Source organism: Variovorax sp. P2_H12 (assembly GCF_056403395.1).
Genome location: NZ_JBFUFO010000013.1, coordinates 62,285 through 84,394 on the forward strand (window position 1 = coordinate 62,285; position 22,110 = coordinate 84,394).

The window sequence follows — 22,110 nt, forward strand, 5'->3', positions numbered from 1 at the left end:
AGGTCCGGCTGCCCGTGCCTTGCGCTTGAAATCAGGAATCGGTCGACCGGGCGCCGAGAAACAGGCGTCCGATGTCCGGATTTTCGAGCAGTTCGGCGCCCGTGCCCGCCATGGCCACCGACCCCGAAACCAGCGCGTAGCCGATGTCGGCGAATTGCAGGCCCTTCTTCGCGTTCTGCTCGACGATGATGATGGCTTTGCCTTCGTTGCGTTGCAGGTCGGACAGGATTTCAAACACCATGTCGATGAAGCGCGGCTCCAGCCCGATCGAAGGCTCGTCCACCAACAAGATGCGCGGATTCATCACCAGCGCACGCGAGATTTCGAGCAGGCGCCGCTCTCCGCCCGATAGCACGCGCGCCGGCTGGCGGCGGCGATGGGCCAGGTTGGGGTACTTCGCAAACACGCGTTCGACGGCTTCCCTGGCCTGGTCGGGATGCGCCAGCAGAAAGCCTCCCATCAGGAGGTTTTCCTCCACCGACATGTCGGGGAACACCGAGTTGTCCTGAAGGACGTAGGCGATGCCGGAATGCTTGAGCTTCTGGTTCGGCGGCAAGCGCGTGATGTCCTCGCCGTTGGCGCGGATGCTGCCGCCGGTGATGCGCGTGAAGCCGTAGATGGAATGCAGCACCGTGGATTTACCGGCGCCGTTGGGGCCGATCATGCACAGCGATTGACCGGCGGCGACCTGCAGATTCACGCCGTGGAGAACCTCCATCTTGCCGTAGCCCGCATGGAGGCTCTCGACAGACAACTGCGGCTCGCCGCCGGCCAGCTCGGCGATGCGCTCGCGCGAAGGCCCCTCGCCGACCAGGAGCGCGGCCTCGCGCGCGACCTCATCGACCGAGAGCCAGTCTTGGTCCAGATCGGCGTCGTCGCGTTGCCCGTGCTTCCGGGTCGCCATCAGCGCGCCCCCAGGTAGGCGTCTATCACCCGCTGATCATTCTGGATGGCGTCGGGCTGTCCCTGCGCAAGCAACTCGCCATGCGCGAGGCAGTAGATGTATTCGGCCAGCCGCATGATCACCCGCATGTTGTGTTCGATGACGAACAGCGTGACCCCGAACTCGCGGTTCACTCGGCGCAGCTGGCTGATCAGGCCGTTGATCAGTGTCGGATTGATGCCGGCCGTGGGCTCGTCGAGCAGCAGCATCCTGGGTTCGCTCATGAGCGCCATGGCGAACTCGAGCAGCTTCTGCTGTCCGAAGGAAAGCTCGCCCGCTTGAAGCTGGCGTTTGGCGTACAGGCCGACGAACTTGAGCAGATCCTCGGCCTTGCCGGTCTCGGCGGGCGAAACGCGGCGAAACATCGAGCGCCATCGATCGCCGGACTGCGGCACGCTGATGATCATGTTTTGCATGCAGGTCATCCTGCCGTAGATGCGCGTCTGCTGAAAGGTGCGCAACAGACCCAGACGGGCGATTTCGGGCACACGCAAACGGGAGATCTCGCGCGCCTGAAAGCGGATCGAGCCGGCGTCGATCGGGTGATAGCCGACGATCGAATTGAACAGCGTGGTCTTGCCGGAGCCGTTGGGGCCGATCAACCCGACGATCTTGCCCTCGGGCACGTCGAGACCGATCCCGTTGTTGGCGACCACGCCGCCGAATGTCTTGCGCACGCCGCGGATGCTGAGGATCGCCGTCACTGATGGACCTCCGATCCTTCGATCCGGTGACCGAAGCGCTCCGGCCAGCGCTCGTGCACCCACCCGAGAATCCCGCGCGGGAAGAACACCACGATGATCACGATCAGCAAGCCGAGCGCCACGCGCTGCCAGCCGAGCAGGTAGGTCCAGAACACCTCCTTGGTCAGATGGAAGATCACCGCGCCGATCACGGGGCCCCAAAGCGTTCCCTTCCCGCCCAGGATCGCCATCAGCACCATCCACACGCCGAAGGTCGTGCCGGCGAACGCGACCTCGCGCGCATCGATGAAGCCGATCATGTTGCCCACGGCAGCGCCGGAAAGTGCCAGAAACAATGCCGAGATGCACCACGCCGTGGTCTTGTACCGCGTCGTGCGCAGGCCCATCGCTTCGGCCTTGTCTTCATCGTCGCGGATGGCGTTGATCGCAAGGCCGAAGCGTCCGGCGTACAACCAGCGCAGGAACGCAAAGGTGATGGCCGCAAGTGCCAGGCAGAGGTAGTAGAAGAAGCTCTCGCGCCCGCCGATCGCGCCAGGGAACAGCGGCGGGACCATGCCCGCGCCGGCGCCGATGAAATCCCAGCCGCCGGCAAGTTCGCCCGCGGCAATGCCAAGACCCAGCGTGCCGATGGCGAAGTAGTGTCCGCGCAAGCCGAGCATGCCGGACCCGAGCAGTGCGGCCACGGCGACTGCAAGCACGGCGCCCGCACCCATGCCAAGGAACAGCGCCGGAAAATAGCCGAGACCCGAGTCCCGCTGCACCACGGCACAGGCGTACATGCCGATGCCGAAGAACAGGATGTTGCCGAAAGAGTTGTAGCCCATCTGGCCGCCTTGCAGGTCCCAGGTGAGCGCGAACACGATCATCACCCAAAGGAACGCCAGCTGCGTGCGGTAGTCGGGCACCAGGATCGGCGCCAGCAGCGCCAGGACCGCCACGCCGGCATAGAGGGCCGCACGCGTGAACGCCGAGTTCATCGCAGGACCCTCCGCTGGCGACCGAGCGAGAATCGCCGCCACACGAGAATGACGACCAGCAGGCCATAGACAAATGCCGCCTGGTATTCAGCACCGAGGATGAACCCGGCGAAATTCTCGGCCGCGCCGAGCCCGAGCGCTGCGACGAACACGGCCATCACATTGCCGGGTCCGGCGAGGATCACGATCATGAACGAGCGCACCGTGTACGGCAGGCCCAGGTACGGATGCACCACCCAGGTCATCGCCACCAAGGCCCCGGCCGCCCCGCAGATCGCCGCGTTGATGCCGAAGGTCCAGGCGTACACGGCGTCTGTATCGACGCCCATGATGCGCGCGGCACGCGCGTTCTGGGCCGTGGCCCGGATCGCCCGTCCCATGCGCGAACGCTTGAGAAACCCCATCAACGCAGCCCCGACCACCAGGGCTGCCACGAATGAAACCAGCTTGATCTCGGCGACAGTGACCAGCCCGCCGAACAGGAACAAGGTTCCGAAACCGGACTCGGCCGTGCGCAGATTCGCGCCGAACAGGCCGTTGGCGAGTTGCTGCAAGAGAACGCTGAGGCCGAAGGTGGCGAGGATGGAGACGAAAAGATCCTTGTCCACGACGCGGAAGATGACGCTGCGGTACAGCGCCCAGCCGAAAAGGAACATCAGCAGCGCGGCCAGCGGAATGCCGAACAACGGGTGGATGCCGGCGGCATACAGGAAGAACGCGACGTACCCCCCGAGCATGACCAACTCGCCCTGGGCGATATTGATCAGGTTCATCACGCCCCAGACGAGCGCCATGCCGTAGGCCGGAAGCGCAAAGATCGCTCCGATCCAGATACCGTCGAGCAGCAACTGCACCGACAGCACGGGCGCGTCGAACAGCAACTGGAGGTTGTTCATCTCGCCATTCACCTCTCCCAGTCCCGGGCCGCCGGACCGGGGAACGGGACGCCGCCGCTACGGCGCGACCTTTCGCGGCCAGACCAGCTTGGCCTCGGCCCATCGGGTCGGGGCCACCACCTTGTAGTGTCCGTTCTGCACCTGGTAGAGCACCATGGGCTTGGCGGTGTTCTTTCCGCTCGGGTCGAACTTGATCGGCCCGTAGAAGGTCATCATGTCGGTGCTGGCGATGGCATCGCGCACCTTCTCGGGATCGAAGGACTGGGAGCGTTCGAAGGCGTCCACATAGACCAATACCGACGCCGTCGACTCGGCCGCCTGGTACGGTGCTTCGTAGCCGAACTCCTTCTTGAAGAGCTGCGCATACTGCTCGGCGGTGCCGAACCACTTGTCCCGATAGTTCAGGCTGCGGTCCCATTGCGAAGCGCACAGGACCGACTCGGCGAGCTTGCCCAGCGTCTCCGCAACCTGGGCCGAGTCGCAGTGCGTCGTGGCGATCATCGGGACGTCCACCTTCATCTCCGCCGTCTGTCGCACCACGAGGGTCGCGCCCTTCTCGTGCCCGGACACGATGAGCAGATCGGGCTTGAGGGCCCTGACCTTGGCGAGCGTCGCCGCCATGTCGTTCAGGTCGGGCGGCAGCTTGTCGTCGATGACGATCTTCATGCCCTGACGCGCGGCGTCCTCCACGACGCCGTCGCGCACGTCCAGGCTGAACGGATCGTTCTCGAAAGCCATCGCGACCTTGAGCGTCTTCGGGTCGCGACCGTTCTGCCTGGCGACTTCGGCCGCCAGATTCACCGCATCGCGCAAGTAGTAGTCCGAAGTGGACAGGACGGCAAAGAGGTAGCGATAGCCTTGGGTGAACAATTCGCGCGCCGCGCCGTTGCCTTCGACATGCGGAACCTTGTATTTCTCGGTCACCGGCGCGATCGCCTTGGTCAATCCCGAGCTGTAGGCGCCGAGCACGAACTTCACTCCGTCCTGGGCAATCAGGCGCTCGGCGAGCTGCGCCCCGCGCGCCGGCGTGGATTCATCGTCGTAGTAGACGATCTTGAATTTGTAGCTCTTGTCGCCCACCTTGACGCCGCCGCTTTCGTTGGCGCGCTTGACCGCAAGATCGTAGCCGTCCTTCGTGTTCTTGCCGTTGACGGAATACTTGCCGGTGATCGACACCGCCGCGCCGAGAACGATGGAATCGGCTTCGACCTTGTCGGCGCCCTTCGCTGCCGTCATCAACAGCAGGGCGCAGGCGCCCGCGGTCGGCAGGAGTGTCATGGCGGATGTTTTCGGCATGATTGTCTCCTCATGCGTCCTCTCCGATGGAACGTCGGTGCGGCACGTTCAATATAGCCCTTCGATACACCCAATGGGGCAGTGGGCGTATCGGCGCTGCGGCTTGTTGTGCCAGTGGCTTGCCATCGCGCCCGCCGAATCCGAGAATTCTTGTCTGCACAGCACTCTAGCTGCTAGAGGATGTGATGAACTTCGACCCTGCCCCTCCTGTCGCGCTGGTGGTGGACGATGAGCCGGTGACCCGCCTGATGGTGAAGCGGGCACTGGAAACCCTCGGCTGCGCGCCGGTCCTGGAGGCTGCCGACGGAATCGCTGCGCAGGAGGTCCTGCGCCAGCACCCGGACGTCGCCCTGGTGCTGACGGACATCATGATGCCGCGCATGGACGGCCTGGAACTGCTGCGCTGGGGACGCCAGGCGGTGCCGGACGCCATGTGGATCGTCCTCTCGGGGCTGGAAACCTTCGACTCGGCGGTGGCCGCGATCCGGCTGGGGGCGTTCGACTTCCTGTCGAAATCGCCGCACTCGGAGGAGATGGGGGTCGCGGTGCGCAACGCGCTCGAGCGGCGGCAGCTGCTGGCTGAACGCGAGGGCTTGCACCGGGAGCTGCAGCGCAAGGTCTGCGAACTTGAGCAGACGTCCGAAGTGCTGCGCCGCGATCTCGAGCGGGCGGAGGTGATCCAGCGCGCCTTGCTGCCGCGCAGCCCGCCCCCGATGGAGGGCTATTGCATCCAGGCGGTCTACCGCCCGGGACAGCATGTGGGCGGCGACCTCTACGACGTGGTCCGGCTGGGCGAGCAGCACCTCGCCTTCTACCTGGCCGACGCCACCGGCCACGGGGTGACCTCGGCGATGCTCTCGGTGCTGTTCAAGCAGCGGCTGGTCCTGGTGGACCCGGCGACGGGCCTCGCGCTGCCGCCGGCGGAGGTACTGGCCGCGGTGAACCGATCGATCTGCGAGGCGCACGCCGCGCCGGGACTTTTCCTGACGGCCGTCTTTGGCCTGCTGGATACCTCGGACGCGAGCCTCACGCTGGCATCGGCGGGCCATCCGCCCGTGCTGCACGCACGTCACGGCCGGGAAACGCGCCTGGTCCGTCGCACGGGACCCGCGCTCGGGCTGGCGCCGGACGCGCACTTCCAACAGGTGCGTCTTCATCTCCTGGCGGGCGACCGGATCCTCCTCTACACCGACGGGTTGCTGCCCTCCGGGTCGGAGCGCGAGCTGGAACTGCTCAAGCAGGTGCTGGCCAAGCCGCTCTCCAGTGCGCAGGAAGCGATGGCCCACCTTCACGGTGGCGCACCGGAGGGAGCGGACCGGGATGACGTGACCATCCTGCTCATCGACGCGCACGCGGGCGCCTCCTGGTTCGACAATGGCGCCGAACTCCCTGCGGCCGCCGCGTCCGGCGCGCCGCGGCCCGGGAGTGAGGTGGTGTTCTATGGCGAAACAGACCATGCCGCCTACCTTGCGCTGCGTGGCCGGGCCACCTGGATGCATTGCGACGCCTTCCATGAAACGGCCCTGGCCGTGCTGGACGGAGGACGCCCCCTGGTGCTGGACCTCTCCGGCTGCGAGTACATGGACAGCACCTGCCTCGGCACGGTGCACGAGCTGGTCGCCCGGGGCGGCGTGGTGCTCGCGGGGGTGACGCCGGCCGTGCGCGCCCTGTTCGAGGAACTGAGCATGCAGCAGGTGCTGGCCGCGATCCGCGAGGACCATCCCGCCGCGCCCGAGCTCTACGCGCTGGGTACGGGGGGCGGCCAGGGCGCGATGCGCAAGCGGATCCTGCAGGCGCACGAGGCCCTCTCCGCGCTGAGCGAACGCAACCGCGAGGAGTTCAAGGGTGTCGTCGAGTCGCTCCGTGGCGAGCAGGACGCGCCCAGATGACCATCCGAGTGCTGCATCTCGAGGACGACCCGGCCGATGCGCAGCGCATCCGGGACAGGCTGCAGGACGGGGATCTTGCCTGCGACATCGTGTGGGTGCAAACCAGGGAGGACTTCGTCTCCGCCCTCCAGAGGCAAGACTTCGACCTCGTGCTGTCCGACTACGAAGTCGGCGGCCTGGAGATGCTGCGGCACGTGCGGCAGCAGCACCCGGAGCTTCTGCTGATCGTGATTTCCAAAAGGTTGATGACCGAGGAAGAGGCGGTGGATTGCATGAAGGCCGGTGCCACGGACTACGTCCTCAGGGAGCGGGTGCAGCGGCTGGGTTTCGCGGTGCGGCGAGCGCTCGACGAACAACGGCAGAAGGTGGCGCTGCGCGGGGCGGAAGAGAACCTGCGTGCCCTGAACGCCGACCTGGAGGCGCGCGTGCGCCTGCGTACGGCCGAACTGGAAACAGCCAATGCGTTCCTGAACTCGGTGATTCACCACATCCCCTATACCGTCATGGTCAAGAACGCCGATGACCTGAAGCTCGTCCGCGCCAACCGCGCGCTCGAGCAATTGACGGGGCGCAGCCAGGAGGAGTTGCTCGGCAAGACGATTCGCGATTTCGTCAGTTCCCCGGAGGAAGCCGATTTCTTCACGGCCAAGGACAAGGAAGCGCTGGCGCTGGGCCGGGAGGTGGACATCCCCGAGGAGACCCTGCATGCATACGATGGCAGCGTGCACGTCCTCCACGCGAAGAAGATTCCGATCCTCGACGAGGCCGGTCAGCCGCGCTACCTGCTGACCATGGCGGAAGACGTGACGGAGAGAAAGAAGAAGGAGCATGAAATCGAGCAGCTGAATGCGGCCCTGGCGCAGCGCAGCGCCGAGGTGGAAGCCGCCAACCGCGCCAAGAGCACCTTCCTGGCCACCATGAGCCACGAGATCAGGACGCCCATGCACGGCATGCTGGGCATGCTGGAGCTCCTGAGCCTGACCGAGCTGGACGCCGAGCAGCGCGAGACGCTCGGGCTGGTGCGGGAATCGAGCCGGTCGCTGCTGCGCATCATCGACGACATCCTCGACTTTTCGAAGATTGAGGCCGGCAAGCTGGAGATCCGACCGGAAATCGTCTCGATGAAGCGCCTGATCGAGGAGGTGCAGAGCATCTACCTGGGCAATGCCAGCAGCAAGGGCCTGATCGTCCGGCGGATGGTCGACCCACGCGTCAGTCCCGCGCTGCGGGTCGATCCGGTGCGCCTGCGCCAGATCCTCAACAACTTCGTCAGCAACGCGATCAAGTTCACCTCCGAGGGCTGGATCGACATCAACGTGCAATGGCTGGGACGCGCGCAGGGACAGGAAAGCCTGCGGTTCGAGGTGAAGGACACCGGCATCGGCATCGCCCCCGAGGACCAGCAGCGTCTGTTTCAGCCGTTCAGCCAGGCGGACGGTGACGAGGCACGGCGGCGGCCGGGCGGCACCGGACTGGGGCTGGTCATCTCTCGGCAACTGGCGCAGATGATGGGGGGCTCGATCCGCCTGGAAAGCGAGGCGGGGAAGGGCACGACGATCACCCTGGAATTGTCCCTGCCTGTCGCCGAGACCCTGCCAGGCAGCGGTGCCGACAACGCACGCGCGCTCCCGACGGCCATGGCCATGCGCCGCACGGCGCCCGGCACCGCGCAGGCGGAGACGGAAGGAACGCTGGTGTTGCTGGTGGACGACCACCCCATCAACCGCATGCTGCTCATGCGCCAGGTGCGAGCGCTGGGCTATGCCGGCCAGACCGCCGACGACGGCGTCCAGGCCCTGGAGATGTGGAAGTCGGGTCGCTTCGGGCTGGTCATCACCGACTGCCAGATGCCCCACATGGACGGCTACGACCTGACGCGCAGCATCCGCCAGCTGGAATCCGACGCGGGGCGCGAGCGGGTGCCGATCATCGCTTGCACAGCCAACGCGCTGCAGGGGGAGGCCGAGACGTGCTTGGCCGCCGGCATGGACGACTTCCTGGTCAAGCCGGTGGAACTGGCGCAGCTGACCGAAAAGCTCGATCGATGGCTGCCGCTGCCCCAGGCCTCCTCGCCGCCCGCCGCTGCGGCCAGCCCGGGTCCCGAGGCCGCCCCTTCCATCGGCCCGATCGACGAGGCGCACCTGATGGCGCAATGCACTGGCGACGCATCGATGTTGGCCGAGGTTCTGGCGGCCTTCCGGCGAACGTGCGAGGACGACTCGGCCGGACTCAGCCAGGCGGTGGCCGCCGCCGACGTCGCCCAGGTCACCCAGTTCGCCCACCGCATGGCGGGTGCCAGCAAGATGGTCGGCGCGCTCGCGTTCGCAGCCGCGTGCGAGCGCATCGACCGCGCCAGCCGCAGCGGCGACTGGAAGGCGGTTCTCGCCGGCATGTCGGCCTTCGAGCAGGAACGGATGCGCCTGGCTGCGTATTTCGAGGGTCGCAAGGAAGCGGCTTGACAGGCAAGTCCGTCCTGTTGGGAAGCGGTTGATACCGCTGGGTCCCACGTGGTCATTCACGGTTGCCCGCAACGGGTCGAGAATGACGGCGTGTTTTCGCTGTCCATCGTCCAAGATGCCATGCGGCGTGCCCTGGCAGACGGTGCACTGCAGCCGATCGAGACTCAAGCCATCCTCCTCGACAGCGATGGCGTCCGGTTCGTCTTGCGCACGGTATCGAGCCTCGCGCGCAAGGACAAGGCGCGCCATGTCGCGGCGGCCAGCGATCCACTCGGCGACTACGACCGTTCTCTGTTCGTCGGCGACCTCGCGCCTTCGCACTACGTCCTGCTGAACAAGTTCCAACTGCTCGCCGGCCATGTGCTGCTCGTCACCCGGAGCTTCGAACGCCAGGAGCGCCTCCTTACCGTTGAGGATTTCGCGGCGCTCATCACTTGCCTGAGTGAAGTCGATGGGCTCGCCTTCTACAACGGGGGCGTCGAAGCCGGGGCCAGCCAACGGCACAAGCACCTGCAGCTTGTGCCGCTCCCGCTCACACGCGAAAGCCCGGATGAAGTCCCGATGGAGCGAGTGTTCGCCAGCGGCTCGCGGCTGCCGTTCAGGCATGCGTTCGCACGTCTGGCGCCGCAAGCGACGGCTCCCGATTTGCATGCCCTCTATCGCGAGTTGCTTCATCGGTGCGGCATTTCCGCTGTCGCCGCCGAAGAGGGCGAAGTCCAGTCGGCACCTTACAACCTGCTGGTTCGCCGAGGCTGGATGCTCGTCGTGCCGCGTTCGCGCGCATGCTTCGAATCGATCCCGGTGAACGGGCTCGGCTTCGCTGGCTCATTGTTCTTGCGTTCGCAAGAGGAACTGGACCGCGTCCACGCCATAGGGCCGATGCAGGTGCTGCGCGCGGTTGCGATGCCGCAGGACGTGCTTCATGACGCATGACCGATCAGGGCGACGCGGGCGACGGCGCGGTTGATCGTGGCAAATGCGGTGAAGCAGTGACTCGGATCGGACCCAACGAGGGCGGAGCCCTGGCCCGGCTCTACAAAGCGGCCAATCACCGATCCAGCCATGGAGGGCATCGTTGTAAAAATGGCTGCGCTTGCGAGAAATGAGGGGGAACCCCTTGGCGACATAAGTAACCATTAGTTACTATTTCAGGGTCAAGGCGCAGTCAGTCCGACCGTGACCGACACAACCACAACAACAGGAATATCAGCGATGAGGGCTTGGAGTGCATTCGCCGGGATGGCGATCTTGATAGGTGGTCTTGCGGGATGCGGTGGAGGTGGAGGAGGGGGAGGAGGCGGAGGGTTCCCGATTGCCGTGACCACCCCGATGGCGGTCACGATCAACGTCAATGGTGCCGCTGCGACCGCTGGAACGGACGGTCTCTATGCCGTGAAGCCCGGCGACACGGTCGAGGTGACGCCCAATCAGAACGCCGATTGGACCAGCGCCAGCGCGACCACAGGAGCAATCGACGTTCGCAACCCCGACATCTCGGCCACTAAGTGGAAGGCGCAGATCGTCAACACGACAATTGCGCAGTCGAACTTCACGGTGACTGCGAAGGCAACCGCGAACGCCGCGCTCACCAAAGACGCTGTCTTCAAGGTTGTCGGCGGCGATGCGCGCAATGCGCAGTACCGGGTGTATGCGACCAACGGCAGCCAGCAGACGCTGGCGCTCAACTTCGACACCATGAGCTACACAATGACGGACGCCGCCGGCGGCGTGGCCTCTGACGCCTTCGCGGCCGACCCGACCCCGACCAACGGCTATCTCTTCAAGAGCTCGCGCATCACGTCGACGTTCAATACGGCGCGCTTCCGACTGACAGCCAACACGGTGGTCGGCTCGTTCCCGTTCACCCAGGTGGGGAGCACTACTGCCTACGCGGTGCAGCCCTTCATTGCTTCGAACGCGCTGGTGACGACTCAGGCCAATCTCGCCGGAACCTACAACCGCCTCGGCCTCAACCTGAAGCCGACGATCCGCGACTCGAACATCCGCCAGGTCGAAGTCACCGCTGGGGGCACCCAGGTGCTGATGTGCAACGAGGTGGCGATCACGGCGGTCGCAAACTGTCCCGCCGCGTCGGTGTTGACATACAACGTCAGCGCCGGTTCGAACGCGTCGAACTGGATCATCACCAACGCCGCCAACCCTACGGATGTCGGCGGCTTTTCGATCGCACAGATCGGTGGCGAGAAGGTCTATCTTGCGGCCGGTGCCACCCTCAATCAGCCCGGCGAAGTCGTGTTCCGAGTCGGCGTGCAGCAGCAAGCCGCGTGGCCATCGTCGACGGCGCTGGTAACCGACACGAATGGCACCTGGGGCGCACTGTCCCTGGACGCAAGCACGTACTCGGTCGGCTTTACGCGCCCGGATGGCAGCACGGGTTCGCAGAGCCCCGCAATCAGCCTGATCGGCGCGCCCGCCGACATCAACATCCGCGTCGCGCCGCTCGGCGGCAGCAGCAATGCGTACTTCATCGTGCAGAGCGGCAAGATTGCCGTCGCGGTCGGCGCACGCGGGACGCAAGGCGGCTATATCCAGTTCGGCCTGATCGACTGAATCGGCGCTTTCGCGAGGCCGCAGCCACCGAGTCTGGCTGCGGCCTTTTCTTTTGCTCAAAGGATCACTGGGGCCGCGCACTTGATGGTTTGCGATCCATCGCCCCTTCGCGTCTCCCCCCTGCCCATGACCGGCGGCTGCACCGGCATCACGTCGGGCAGCTGATGGCGCACAATGGCGGCGCCTCGCCGGCGCCGGCGTCGCCCCCCTGGCTCGCTCAAACAGATTTCGACATGAAAAAACGTCTCGCCTGGATGATGTTGCTGCAGGCCAACTGGGGCGGCGCCGCCTTCGTGCCCTATGCGCAGTTGAATCAGCCCCAGTAACGCTCCGGGCCTTCGCCCTGTCGGAGCGAAGGCGTCAGTGCGCGAAGCATCGCTTCCACCAGCAAGCCGGGGCGTTGCGCGCCTTCGACGACGACGCTGTCGTTAAACTGAAAGTGCGGCACGCCGTGCATGCCGCGCGCCGCCGTCGGAACGGGAAATCCGGCCACATCACGTGGCGAGATCCCCTGTTCGGCTCCCACCTCGGCAAGCACGCCGGCGTCCCCAATGTTCTCGCCTCGAACGAAGTAGCGGTCGAACAGGGCGTCGATGACCGCGCTGCCAAGGTCCGGGCCACCCTGTTCTTGTGCCCGGGCCACCAACTGGTGCGCGTCCAGGCTATTGGGGAACACCTCGATGCGGTCGAACGCAATCTCGACCCCGGCGGCGCGGGCCGATTCGCGCACTTGGGCCTGGCGCAACGCCACGGCGTCCGCAGTGCCGAGCCTCTGCAGGTAGAACTCGGCGAAAGGCAGCCCCTGCTTCGGAACGTGAGGCATCAACGGATGCGAGCGCCAGGTGACTTCAGGCACCACTTCCGGGTGCCGCGCGCGCAGCATGCCGATCGCGGTGTCCAGATGCCGCTTGCCGATCAGGCACCAGGGACAGATCAGGTCGAAGCTGACCTCGACGGAAAGAGCCGTGGCGCTCATGCCCGGGCGAATGATGGAATTCATGCGTGGGGCTCTTCAACAGGTCGGGATGAGGAGTAGCCGTTGACCGAGATGTAGCTCATGGGCCCGTTTCGTACGTATCAATGATCCGATGGTGTACCTTGAATGCCGCAAGCGCTCCCCCTCGTCGAGGAGGGGATGCCTCGTTTCGTCGTCGGGTCTGGAACTCTCAGCGCGAGCAATCCAGCGCCTTGGATTCAAGGCCGCGGCCGATGCGCTCCCTTCGTGTCAGCCAAGCCGTGCCGTTTCAGCAAGGCGCTCTTCAGCCATCGCCCTCAGCGCGGCGCGTTGAATCTTTGTCCCGTTGGCTCCCTCGGTGGTCGGAAATTCGTCGACCACCCAGACGCGAGCAGGAACCTTGAACGCGGCCATGCAGCCCGCCGCGTGGGCGATGACCTCGGCTTCGGTCACCGCCGTGCTTGCTTGCGCAAGCACGAAGGCGACGCAGCGGACCTGGCCATCGATGCGCGCGGCGACCACCTGCGCGACGGCCACGCCCGGGCACGCTGCCAACGTCGCTTCGATCTCGGGCGGACTGACGAGGAACCCTGCCAATCGGATCGCATCGCCCCTTCGCGTCTGGTAGACGAATGTTCCGTCCGTGCGCAGATAGCCGATGTTCCCCGTGCGAAAAAAACCTTCTGCGTCGATGGCGCTTCGGGTCGCTTCGTCGTCGTTGAAATAGCCGACAAAGCGGGTGTCGGCGCGTATTTCAATCTCTCCGCAGGCTCCCGGCGCCAACAACTCGGAGGTGTCGACATCGCGAATCCGGACCTGTGCACCCTCGCCGGAAGCCGGACGGCCCCCGCCTTGTATCTGTTGCTCGGGCGGCAATGTCGTCGGCTGCATCGCAAAGAGGGCCTGCACTTCGCTCGATCCATACAGGCCGGCCAGCGGAAAGTCCCGCTCCCGGGCTGGCAACGCGAACTCCTCGGCGCTATAGCTGAATGAACTGAAGCCGAGCGTGCGGATCGACGGCAGCGAGCGATGGTCGGCAACGTGATCGAAGATGCGCGCGTACATCTCGTCGCTGCCAAACACATGCGTCAACCGATGCCGCCGTATCAACTCGACGGCAAGCGGGGCGTCGAATGTGTCCATGACGCAGGTTGGCGCGCCGGCGGCAAATGCCGCCATGGCCGCGTTGAAACCGAACACGCCGCAAAAGGGCAAGGCGCCCAGCAGTCGAGCGTCCGGTTCGTCGAAGCCGTAGGCGCCTGCTGCACGCCGGCTGTGCAGCAGGAGGGTGCGCTGCGTGTGCATCACGAGCTTCGGGCCGCTGGTGGTCCCCGAGGTGGTGAACAGCATGGCCAGCGCATCGGGGTCGAGCTGGGCGGGTGGAGCCGCATCGCTGCTGTGCCGCGCAGGGTCGAAGGCGACGGTCGGTTTGCCGAGAATCAGCGGCGGCAGATCGAGCGCGTCCCCCAGAATGGCAACGCGTTGCAGCGAGCGAACCGCGTCGGGATTGACGTCCCGGAGCACCAAGGGGAAGTCGATTTTTCTGAAGCCGAGTTCGAGCACCAGCATGCGCGCGCCGGACTTCTGCAGGATGCGCTCGAGCTCGCTGGCGCGGTAGCGCGTGTTGACCGCCACCACACTCGCACCGATGCGCGCCGCAGCAAAAACCAGCGCGAGCCACTCGACACGATTGACCAGCCAGACCGCGATGCGATCTCCTTGGCCGATGCCTTGCGCGGACAGCCATGAGGCGGTTTGGCGGCACAGGCCGTCGAAGTCAGAAAACCGGATCTCCCGATCTTCCTCGATGAAGGCGATCGCGTTCAGCCGCATGGCGACATGGCTTGCCAGCAGTTCCGAAAATGTCGGCAATGGGGGCATCTCAGTAAAGCTCCATCAATTTGGCGTTGTCGCTCAGTTCTTCCGGATGTGTCTCGTGGATGATGGCACCGGACTTCATGACGATGACGCGATCCGAAATCTTGAGCGCTTCCTTGACGTTCTGTTCCACCAACAGGATCGACATGCCTGTTTGCTGTTGCAACTGGCGAATGGGGCGCATCAGGTCCTGGAAAAGCTTGGGCGCCAGACCGATGGAGGGCTCGTCCATCAGCAGGCAGCGCGGCCGACTCAACGAGGCGCGACAGATCGACACCATTTGCTGCTGGCGCTGGTAGAAGTCGCGCACCACCGGCAAGATCGACAGGACCCAATCGAGGCGCTCGGTCCTGCGCAGTTGAAAATCAAGACCGTCGAGCACGGGTCTTCCGCCATAGCCGACGACCAGGCCTTGGGCCAGCCAGAAAGAACTGTTCATGTGGTTTGTTCGCCGAAGTAGATGGCAGCGAGTTGCGGATCTCCAAGCACGACGGCAGGTTCACCATCCGCCAGCAAATGCCCCTGATCGAGGAATGCGATGCGGTCCGAGATGCCCACCACGATGTCGAGGTTGTGCTCGATGATGCAAACCGTGACGCCCTTTGCAACCTCGCTGCGCAGAAGTTCCAGGAAGCGGTCGTAGGAGCCGCGGTCCAGACCCGAGGCCGGTTCGTCCGGCAGCCAGATCGTCGCGTCGGAAGCCATGACGCGCGCCATGCTCAAGAACTTGCGCTCGGCATAGGAGAGGCTGATGGCGCGTGTCTGCGCCTTGTCGCGTAGGCCGGACGAATGCGCGAAGGCCTTGGCCCGCCGCCGCCTGCCGCACAAGGTGCGCAAGGGCACGCACGACTTCGACCCGCTGGCCGACACCATCAAGGTGATGACCCTGCATGCGAGCAAGGGGCTGGAGTCTCCGGTGGTGGCGGTGATGGGAGCGCGGCAGGCCGTGGCGGGTGGGGAGGTTGGCGCGGCGGAGGAGGGCGATCCGTTGGAGGAGATGCGGTTGTTCTACGTGGGGGCGACGCGGGCGACTTCGCGGTTGATCGTGGCCACAGATTTGATTCGCCAAGCGCCCATGGCGGGCGCGAAAAATGCGCCACAAATTCCAGCGGGCTTTGATCTACAGGTCGGGCCGGCCTCGATCTCGTCCAGCCAGGCGCTAAACACCGCCCGTGCCGCCAGCGGTGGGGTAGTTCGCCAGCTCCTGGCCACATCCCCATCTATTGCTCGAACGTAATTCCCTGCTGCTTTGCCACGCGGCGCATCTTGTCCAACTCGGTGCGGATCTCGGAGGCGAAGGCCTGCGGTGAGTTGCCCACGGGCTCGGCGCCGCTGGCTTCCAGGCGGGCGCGCACGGCCGGGTCGGACAACACGGTGACCAGGGCATGGTTGAGGCGCTGCACCACGGCATCCGGCGTGCGTGCCGGTGCCACCACGCCGTACCAGGCGGGCTCGTTGACCTCGGCCAGGCCCAGCTCCTTGAAGGTGGGCACATCGGGCAGAGAGGCAAGGCGCCCGGGCGATGCCACGGCCAGCGCACGGATGCTGCCGGACTTGATGTGGCCCATGGACGAGGGCAGGTTGTCGAACATCACCGGCACCTGCCCGCCCATCAGGTCATTGAGCGCGGGCCCTGCGCCGCGATAGGGCACATGGACCATGGACACCTTGGCGCCCACCTTGTACATCTCGCCCATCATGTGCATGCCGCCGCAATGGCCGGTGCTGGCATAGCTGTACTTGCCGGGCTGGGCCTTGAGGGCCGCCAGGAACTCGGCATGGTTTCTGGCCGCGAAGCGGTTGTTCACGGTCAGCACATTGGCCGTGCGTGCGAGGTTGGTGATCGGCGTGAAGTCCTTGAGCGGGTCATAGCCCAGCCGGGCATTACAGGCCGGGTTGACCGCATGCGTGCTCACCGTGGCCATGGCGATGGTGTAGCCGTCGGCCGGTGCGCGCACCAGCTGCTGCGTGCCTATGCTGCCACCCGCGCCGGCCTTGTTCTCCACCATCACGGGCTGCCCCAACTCGCGGCTCAGGCCCTGGGCCACGATGCGCGCCACCACGTCCGTGGTGCCTCCAGATGGAAACGGCACGATCCAGTTGATGGGCCGGCTGGGATAGACCTGGGCCCAGGCCATCACGGGGGCGGCCAAGGTCAGAGCCAGGGCCAGCGACAAGCGCGGTGCTTTTTTCATGGGATATGTCTCCTAGTCAATGGTGATTAGCTGCGGCTGCAGATCCACGCCCAGCAGGCCCAGCATCTGCGTCAGGCCCTCCAGCGGTAGCGCGGCGCTGGCCGTAGCAAGGCAGACCGTGGTCCCGCTGCCATCGGACACATGGGCCTGCAGCTGCGGTACCAGTTCCTGCGCCGGATCGAGGAACTGCATGCCCGGCGCCGCCGCCTCGAAATAGCGCAGCAGCCAGGGCAGATGGGTGGAAGACAACGTGCACACATCGGTGCCTGGCTGATCGCGCAGCAGCTGGTCCATAAAAGCGCTGACCTGGGCCTGCGTGGCCGCGGGCCGCGACAGAAAGCTGCCGTCCTCCACCAGGGCCACCAGTGGCGAGGCATTGACCAGAGCCACGGGTCGGCCCTGTGCCTCTCGCTGCACATAGGCGAGGATTTCAGGGCTTTGCACCAGCGACTGCACCCCCAGCACGGCCACCTGGCCGCTGCGCGTGCGCCGCAGCGCCTGGGCCACGGGCGGATAGACGCCCAACACCGGCAGACTTTGCCGGGGCGCGATCTTGTCCAGCACCACCACGGACGGCGCATTCGACGCCAGCACCACGGCCTGCGCGCCGCGCGCGGCCAGCGCCTCGATGGCCTGGCCCACCACGCGGGCCAGTTCGCCCCGGGTCTTGCTCCCGTAGGGAAAGCTCGCGCGGTCGGCCAGATACAGGATGTCCTGGCGCGGGAAATGCTGGCGAATCACCTGCACCATGCCGTAGCTGCCAATGCCGGCGTCGAACACGCCGATGGGCGCGTGAAGGTCTTGAACGGAGGGAAAGGGCTGCACGGAAATCCTTCTGCTGAAACGTTTTTTTCAGTCTAGAAGCGGCCTTCCGCGCACCCAAGGGCCAGTTGGGCCTTGCGCCACTGGGCCACTTGCCATGGCCGCGCGGACAAAGCCTTCTGGCCGCATCATTGGCAATCTCCGGGCCCTCTCGCCGCCTTCGCCGCCCCATGCCAGACACATCGCCACCCCGCTCACCCCGCAACACGCCCGACTTGCCCGCCCTGCCTGTGCAACCCGGCGAGGCCAAGCAGGCCTGGGTTCACCGCCAGATCGCCAGCGCCATTGCCGCGCGCCTGCTGCTGCCGGGCCAGCCCGTGCCCTCCACGCGCGCACTGGCCGCGCGCTGGCGTGTCTCGCGCGGCGTGGTGGAACTGGCCTTCGAGCGGCTGGCGCAGGAGGGCTACCTTCAAGCCACAGTGGGCCGGGGCACGCGCGTCAGCGAGACGCTGCCAGAGGGCTATCTGCAGGCCGCACCCATGTTCACCGCCGCAGCAGCAACGCCCCCTGAGAACAACACAGCCGACCCGGACCCCATGGCCCCCGCCGTGCGCGCGGGCAAGCCCTTTGTGGCGCGACTGCCCGATACCGCCGCCTTCGACCTCAAGCCCTGGCGCGCCAGCGTGGCCCGCGCCGCCCAGGCGCTGGAGCCCGCCATGCTCCACGCCCCCGACCCGCGCGGCCTGCCCGCGCTGCGCGAGGAAATCTGCCGCCACCTGGCCCTGTCGCGCGGCGTGGCCTGCACGCCTGGGCAGGTGCTGATCGTCACCGGCATACGCCACGCCATAGACCTCTGCGCCCAGGCCATGGCGAGCAGCCGGATGGCCGTCGCCATCGAGGACCCCGGCTATCCCGGTGCCGCCGAACTCTTCGCGCTGCGCGGCTGCCCCACGGTGCCCGTGCCCGTCGATACCGAAGGCATCGATGTGGACGCCCTGCGCCGCAGCACCGCGCGCGTGACCTACGTCACCCCCGCCCACCAGGCCCCCACAGGCGTGGCGCTCTCGCTCCGGCGCCGCGCCGATCTGCTGCAATGGGCCAGCGAGCGCGACGCCACCCTCATCGAAGACGACTACGACAGCGACTTCAGCTACGAAACCGCCCCGCTGCCCGCCCTCAAAAGCCAGGACCACGCGGGCCGCGTCATCTTCTGCGGCAGCTTCAACAAGTCCCTGTTCCCCGCGCTGCGCATCGGCTACATCGTCGCGCCCCCCGCCCACCTGGACACCCTGACCCGCCTGCGCGCCGCCACGGGCCGTGCCAACTCCGTGCTGGACCAACTGGCCCTGACCGACTTCATGCGCACAGGCGCATTCACCCGCCATCTCAAACGTGCCCGCCTGCGCCACCAGCACCGCCGCGACCTGGTGCTGGCAGAACTGCGCACAGCCGGACTGGACGACGACCTATGCCAAGGCCTGCACGCCGGTTTTCACTTCGTGCTGCGCCTGCCCGAAGGCATCACCGAAGACACAGCCATCGCTCGCGCCGCAGAGCAGGGCATAGGGCTGCAAGGCCTGCGCGCGTTCTGGCATGGAGCACAGCCGCCACCCAAACCAGCGCTGGTCATCGGCTACACCGCACTGACCGATGCACAGGCGCGTTGGCATGCAAGACAACTGGCGCGCGCGCTGACACAACTGCAGGAAGAATGCCACTGAACGGGTTCTGTCGCAGTAACGTCTGACCGGCAATCACGATCACGCAACAGTCCATCGCTGGGCAATCAAGATCCTGCCGGTCCTGACAGCCGCGCTCCGGCGGCGCGAACGCCCGGTGGGCGCAAGTTGGCGGATGGACGAAACCTACATCAGTGGTCCCGGCGAGACGGGGTGCAGCGGATGCCCTTGGGGCCCAGTGGTTCTGTCGCAGTAGCGACAAGGAGTCCAATGAAGCCAGGGCGCCGTCCGCTTTTCAAAAGGCCAGCGAGTAGAACTTCGCTGCTGCGGACGTGTCGTGGCCATGAGGGCCGTCGAACTGTCCCTTCTTGATTGCATCAACTCAATGCAGGCAATGAGGACACGTGCGCAGCGAAAGAGACCCGCGCCGCCTCCGGCTCTCGGGCGAGACCGTCTACGTCGATGGCGGCGTGCACATCATGGCGTAGTGGCTCGACAGATTCACCGGCAAGTCCCAAACTCCGTTGCGGCCGCGACGGCCTCCCACCTTTCGTTCTGCGGCGAAGAGCCAACATCTTAAGGAAGTCAACATGTCCAAGACAAGCAGCACCACGACGCGTGCCACGCTCGCCAATCCACCGGCTGCCACCCCGCCGTCGATGGCCGCCATGACGGGCCTGAACCCAGCCCTGCAGGCCTGGGGGGAGTACATGACCGACGCTGCGCAGCGCACCATCCTGTTCTGGGACACGCTGCGCCAACGCAGCACCCAGTACTACGCGCAGAAGAAGCAGGAAGTGCCGCATGTGCTGAGCTTCGACGCCGAACTGGTGCTGGACGCCCGCACTTTCGACAAGCCGGTCAACTATCTGCTCGTGCGCATCAAGCCGGCGCAAGGCGTGGTGATCGATCCCGTGAAGCGGCCGTTCGTGGTGGTCGATCCGCGAGCCGGACACGGGCCGGGCATCGGCGGCTTCAAGGCCGACAGCGAAATCGGCGTGGCCATGCGTGCCGGCCATCCCTGCTACTTCGTCGGTTTCACGCCCGAGCCGATGCCGGGCCAGACCATCGAGGACATCATGGACGTCGAGGCGGTGTTCCTGGAACGCGTCATCGAGCTGCATCCCAAGGCAGAGGGCAAGCCCTGCGTCATCGGCAACTGCCAGGCGGGCTGGGCCGTGATGCTGGTGGCCGCGGTTCGGCCTGAGCTGTTCGGCCCGATCATCGTCCCCGGTTCGCCCCTGTCGTACTGGGCCGGGGTGGAAGGCGAGAACCCCATGCGCTACACCGGTGGCCTGGCCGGCGGCAGCTGGATGACGGCGCTGACCAGCGACCTGGGCAATGGCAAGTTCGACGGCGGCCACCTGGTCGAGAACTTCGAGAACCTGAATCCCGCCAACACGCTGTGGACCAAGAACTACGACCTCTGGTCGAAGGTGGACACCGAGGGGCCACGCTTCATCGAGTTCGAGAAATGGTGGGGCGGCCACGTCAACCTCAACGGCGAGGAAATCCAGTGGATCGTCGACCAGTTGTTCGTCGGCAACCGGCTGGCCACCGGCGAGATCGTCACCCGCAAGGGCGAGCGGATCGACCTGCGCCAGATCCGCTCGCCGATCGTCTGCTTCTGCTCCAAGGGCGACAACATCACCCCGCCGCAGCAGGCGCTGGGGTGGATCGTCGACCTTTATGGCAGCGACAACGACATCCTGGCCTGCGGCCAGACCATCGTCTATACCGTGCACGAAACCGTCGGCCATCTCGGCATCTTCGTCTCGGGCGGCATCGCCAAGAAGGAACACCAGGAGTTCGCCTCCAACATCGATTTGATCGATGTCTTGCCCCCCGGGCTGTACGAGGCCGTGCTGACCCCGAAGACCGCCGATGCGGCCCACCAGGAAGAGATCGTCGGCGACTGGATCGTTCGCTTCGAGCCGCGCACCCTGAACGATGTGCGCGACATCGTGCGGCCCGACCCCGCGAACGAACGCCGCTTCGCGACCGTTCGGCGGGTTTCCGAGATCAACCTCGGCCTGTACCGCACCCTGTTCCAGCCCTTCGTGCGGGCGGCGGTCAACGAACAGACGGCCGGGTGGATGAAGAAGTTGAGCCACGCCGAGCTGCCGTTCGAGATCTTCTCCGAGCGCAACCCGCTGATGCAGCAGGTGGCCCAGCTCGCGGAGCAGGTGCGCCAGCAGCGCCAACCCGTGGCGCCCGACAACCCGTTCCTGGCGTGGCAGGCCCGGATCTCGGACGGGATCATCGCCGCCCTCGACGGCTATCGCGATCAGCGCGACCGCCGCATGGAAAAGACCTTCCTGGCCATCTACAGCTCGCCGGTTCTGCAGGCCATGGTGGGGCTGGGCGCCTCGGACGAGCCCGTGCGCCGGAAGCCGGGGCGGGACCCGGAGCACGTGGCGCGCATCCAGGAGCGCATCGCCGAGCTCAAGGCGCGCATTGCCGAGGGTGGTCCTCGCGAGGCCGCGATCCGCGCCCTGGTCTATATCGGCCTGGCGGGGTCGGGCGCCGACGAACGCTCGTTCAACACATTGCGCCAGATTCGCGCCGAACACGAAGGGCTGACGCTGCAGGCGTTCAAGCAGATCGTGCGCGAACAGTATTTCAATCTGCTCGTCGACTGCGAGGGAGCCCTCGCAGCCATTCCGAAGATGTTGCCGGCCGACCGGGCCCTGCGCACGCGCATGCTGGAGGCGCTGCGCCGAACTGTCCAGGCCACCGGCGAGGTGACGGGCGAACGCGCGCAGCGACTGGCGCAGGTCGAAAAGCTGTTCAGCACGGGCCTGCCCACCGCCTCGCCCCAAAAGGCAACCCTCAAGGCGGTCCCCAAGGCCGTCCCCAAGGCTGCCCGCAAAGCCGCTCGCAAGGCCGCCTGAGCCATGAAGTCC

The 22,110-nt window shown here is 65.9% G+C and carries 18 protein-coding genes and 1 pseudogene; 8 read left to right on the forward strand and 11 right to left on the reverse strand.

What is annotated here, in order from left to right; all coding sequences use genetic code 11:
- Nucleotides 1-31 precede the first annotated feature (31 nt).
- The 5 genes from AC1DYK_RS11220 to AC1DYK_RS11240 all read right to left on the reverse strand — a co-directional run bounded on the left by AC1DYK_RS11220 (nt 32) and on the right by AC1DYK_RS11240 (nt 4,816).
- Nucleotides 32-904, reverse strand: a complete 873-nt coding sequence (locus AC1DYK_RS11220) for an ABC transporter ATP-binding protein (RefSeq protein ID WP_478166365.1) — start codon at nt 902-904, stop codon at nt 32-34.
- Nucleotides 904-1,647, reverse strand: coding sequence for an ABC transporter ATP-binding protein (locus AC1DYK_RS11225; protein ID WP_478166366.1), 744 nt, complete (start codon nt 1,645-1,647; stop codon nt 904-906). The genes AC1DYK_RS11220 and AC1DYK_RS11225 overlap by 1 nt, the downstream gene beginning before the upstream one ends.
- Entirely contained in the window at nt 1,644-2,624 is a 981-nt protein-coding gene (locus tag AC1DYK_RS11230; RefSeq protein WP_478166367.1) for a branched-chain amino acid ABC transporter permease, read from the reverse strand. Before AC1DYK_RS11230 ends, AC1DYK_RS11225 begins: the two co-directional genes overlap by 4 nt.
- On the reverse strand, nt 2,621-3,505 hold the full coding sequence (locus tag AC1DYK_RS11235) for a branched-chain amino acid ABC transporter permease (RefSeq protein WP_478166368.1): 885 nt from the start codon (nt 3,503-3,505) through the stop codon (nt 2,621-2,623). The genes AC1DYK_RS11230 and AC1DYK_RS11235 overlap by 4 nt, the downstream gene beginning before the upstream one ends.
- Before the next feature lie 72 nt (nt 3,506-3,577).
- Nucleotides 3,578-4,816 (reverse strand): amino acid ABC transporter substrate-binding protein, encoded by a 1,239-nt coding sequence (locus tag AC1DYK_RS11240; protein ID WP_478166369.1) that lies wholly within the window; start codon nt 4,814-4,816, stop codon nt 3,578-3,580.
- Between the two features lie 185 nt (nt 4,817-5,001).
- Between AC1DYK_RS11240 and AC1DYK_RS11245 the strand changes: the two genes are divergently transcribed.
- The 4 genes from AC1DYK_RS11245 to AC1DYK_RS11260 all read left to right on the forward strand — a co-directional run bounded on the left by AC1DYK_RS11245 (nt 5,002) and on the right by AC1DYK_RS11260 (nt 11,735).
- Nucleotides 5,002-6,705 carry a SpoIIE family protein phosphatase gene (locus AC1DYK_RS11245; protein ID WP_478166370.1) on the forward strand — a complete coding sequence of 568 codons (1,704 nt, stop codon included), beginning with the start codon at nt 5,002-5,004 and terminating at the stop codon, nt 6,703-6,705.
- The gene (locus AC1DYK_RS11250) at nt 6,702-9,164 is read left to right on the forward strand and encodes a response regulator (protein ID WP_478166371.1); all 2,463 of its coding nucleotides are present in this window, start codon (nt 6,702-6,704) and stop codon (nt 9,162-9,164) included. Before AC1DYK_RS11245 ends, AC1DYK_RS11250 begins: the two co-directional genes overlap by 4 nt.
- Before the next feature lie 90 nt (nt 9,165-9,254).
- Nucleotides 9,255-10,097, forward strand: coding sequence for an ATP adenylyltransferase family protein (locus AC1DYK_RS11255; RefSeq protein ID WP_478166372.1), 843 nt, complete (start codon nt 9,255-9,257; stop codon nt 10,095-10,097).
- A 384-nt stretch (nt 10,098-10,481) separates the two neighbouring features.
- Nucleotides 10,482-11,735 (forward strand): hypothetical protein, encoded by a 1,254-nt coding sequence (locus AC1DYK_RS11260; RefSeq protein ID WP_478166373.1) that lies wholly within the window; start codon nt 10,482-10,484, stop codon nt 11,733-11,735.
- Between the two features lie 313 nt (nt 11,736-12,048).
- Here the strand turns inward: AC1DYK_RS11260 and AC1DYK_RS11265 are convergent, their stop codons facing one another.
- From AC1DYK_RS11265 to AC1DYK_RS11280, 4 genes are all read right to left on the reverse strand, one after another.
- Entirely contained in the window at nt 12,049-12,735 is a 687-nt protein-coding gene (locus AC1DYK_RS11265; protein WP_478166374.1) for a DsbA family oxidoreductase, read from the reverse strand.
- 225 nt (nt 12,736-12,960) lie between these two features.
- Entirely contained in the window at nt 12,961-14,571 is a 1,611-nt protein-coding gene (locus AC1DYK_RS11270; protein WP_478166375.1) for an AMP-binding protein, read from the reverse strand.
- A gap of 1 nt (nt 14,572) precedes the next feature.
- Nucleotides 14,573-15,007, reverse strand: a complete 435-nt coding sequence (locus tag AC1DYK_RS11275) for an ATP-binding cassette domain-containing protein (RefSeq protein ID WP_478166376.1) — start codon at nt 15,005-15,007, stop codon at nt 14,573-14,575.
- Nucleotides 15,004-15,411 (reverse strand): ATP-binding cassette domain-containing protein, encoded by a 408-nt coding sequence (locus AC1DYK_RS11280; RefSeq protein WP_478166377.1) that lies wholly within the window; start codon nt 15,409-15,411, stop codon nt 15,004-15,006. Before AC1DYK_RS11280 ends, AC1DYK_RS11275 begins: the two co-directional genes overlap by 4 nt.
- Between AC1DYK_RS11280 and AC1DYK_RS11285 the strand changes: the two genes are divergently transcribed.
- Nucleotides 15,398-15,805 carry a 3'-5' exonuclease gene (locus tag AC1DYK_RS11285; RefSeq protein WP_478166378.1) on the forward strand — a complete coding sequence of 136 codons (408 nt, stop codon included), beginning with the start codon at nt 15,398-15,400 and terminating at the stop codon, nt 15,803-15,805. The two genes, AC1DYK_RS11280 and AC1DYK_RS11285, sit on opposite strands and share 14 nt — an antisense overlap.
- On the opposite strand, the gene AC1DYK_RS11290 is transcribed toward AC1DYK_RS11285, so the two are convergent.
- Complete coding sequence (locus tag AC1DYK_RS11290) at nt 15,789-16,763, reverse strand: Bug family tripartite tricarboxylate transporter substrate binding protein (protein WP_478166379.1); 975 nt, start codon at nt 16,761-16,763, stop codon at nt 15,789-15,791. The two genes, AC1DYK_RS11285 and AC1DYK_RS11290, sit on opposite strands and share 17 nt — an antisense overlap.
- Nucleotides 16,764-16,775: 12 nt before the next feature.
- Nucleotides 16,776-17,588, reverse strand: a complete 813-nt coding sequence (locus AC1DYK_RS11295; protein WP_478166380.1) for a glutamate racemase — start codon at nt 17,586-17,588, stop codon at nt 16,776-16,778.
- A 212-nt stretch (nt 17,589-17,800) separates the two neighbouring features.
- On the opposite strand from AC1DYK_RS11295, the gene pdxR reads away from it, so the two are divergent.
- The 3 genes and pseudogenes from pdxR to AC1DYK_RS11310 all read left to right on the forward strand — a co-directional run bounded on the left by pdxR (nt 17,801) and on the right by AC1DYK_RS11310 (nt 22,098).
- Nucleotides 17,801-19,246 (forward strand): MocR-like pyridoxine biosynthesis transcription factor PdxR, encoded by a 1,446-nt coding sequence (gene pdxR / locus AC1DYK_RS11300; RefSeq protein WP_478166381.1) that lies wholly within the window; start codon nt 17,801-17,803, stop codon nt 19,244-19,246.
- A gap of 37 nt (nt 19,247-19,283) precedes the next feature.
- Nucleotides 19,284-19,412: pseudogene (locus AC1DYK_RS11305) on the forward strand (IS6 family transposase); the annotation flags it as partial.
- A gap of 382 nt (nt 19,413-19,794) precedes the next feature.
- A complete protein-coding gene (locus tag AC1DYK_RS11310; protein WP_478166382.1) occupies nt 19,795-22,098 on the forward strand; it encodes a DUF3141 domain-containing protein in 2,304 nt (767 codons plus the stop codon).
- Nucleotides 22,099-22,110: the final 12 nt, after the last annotated feature.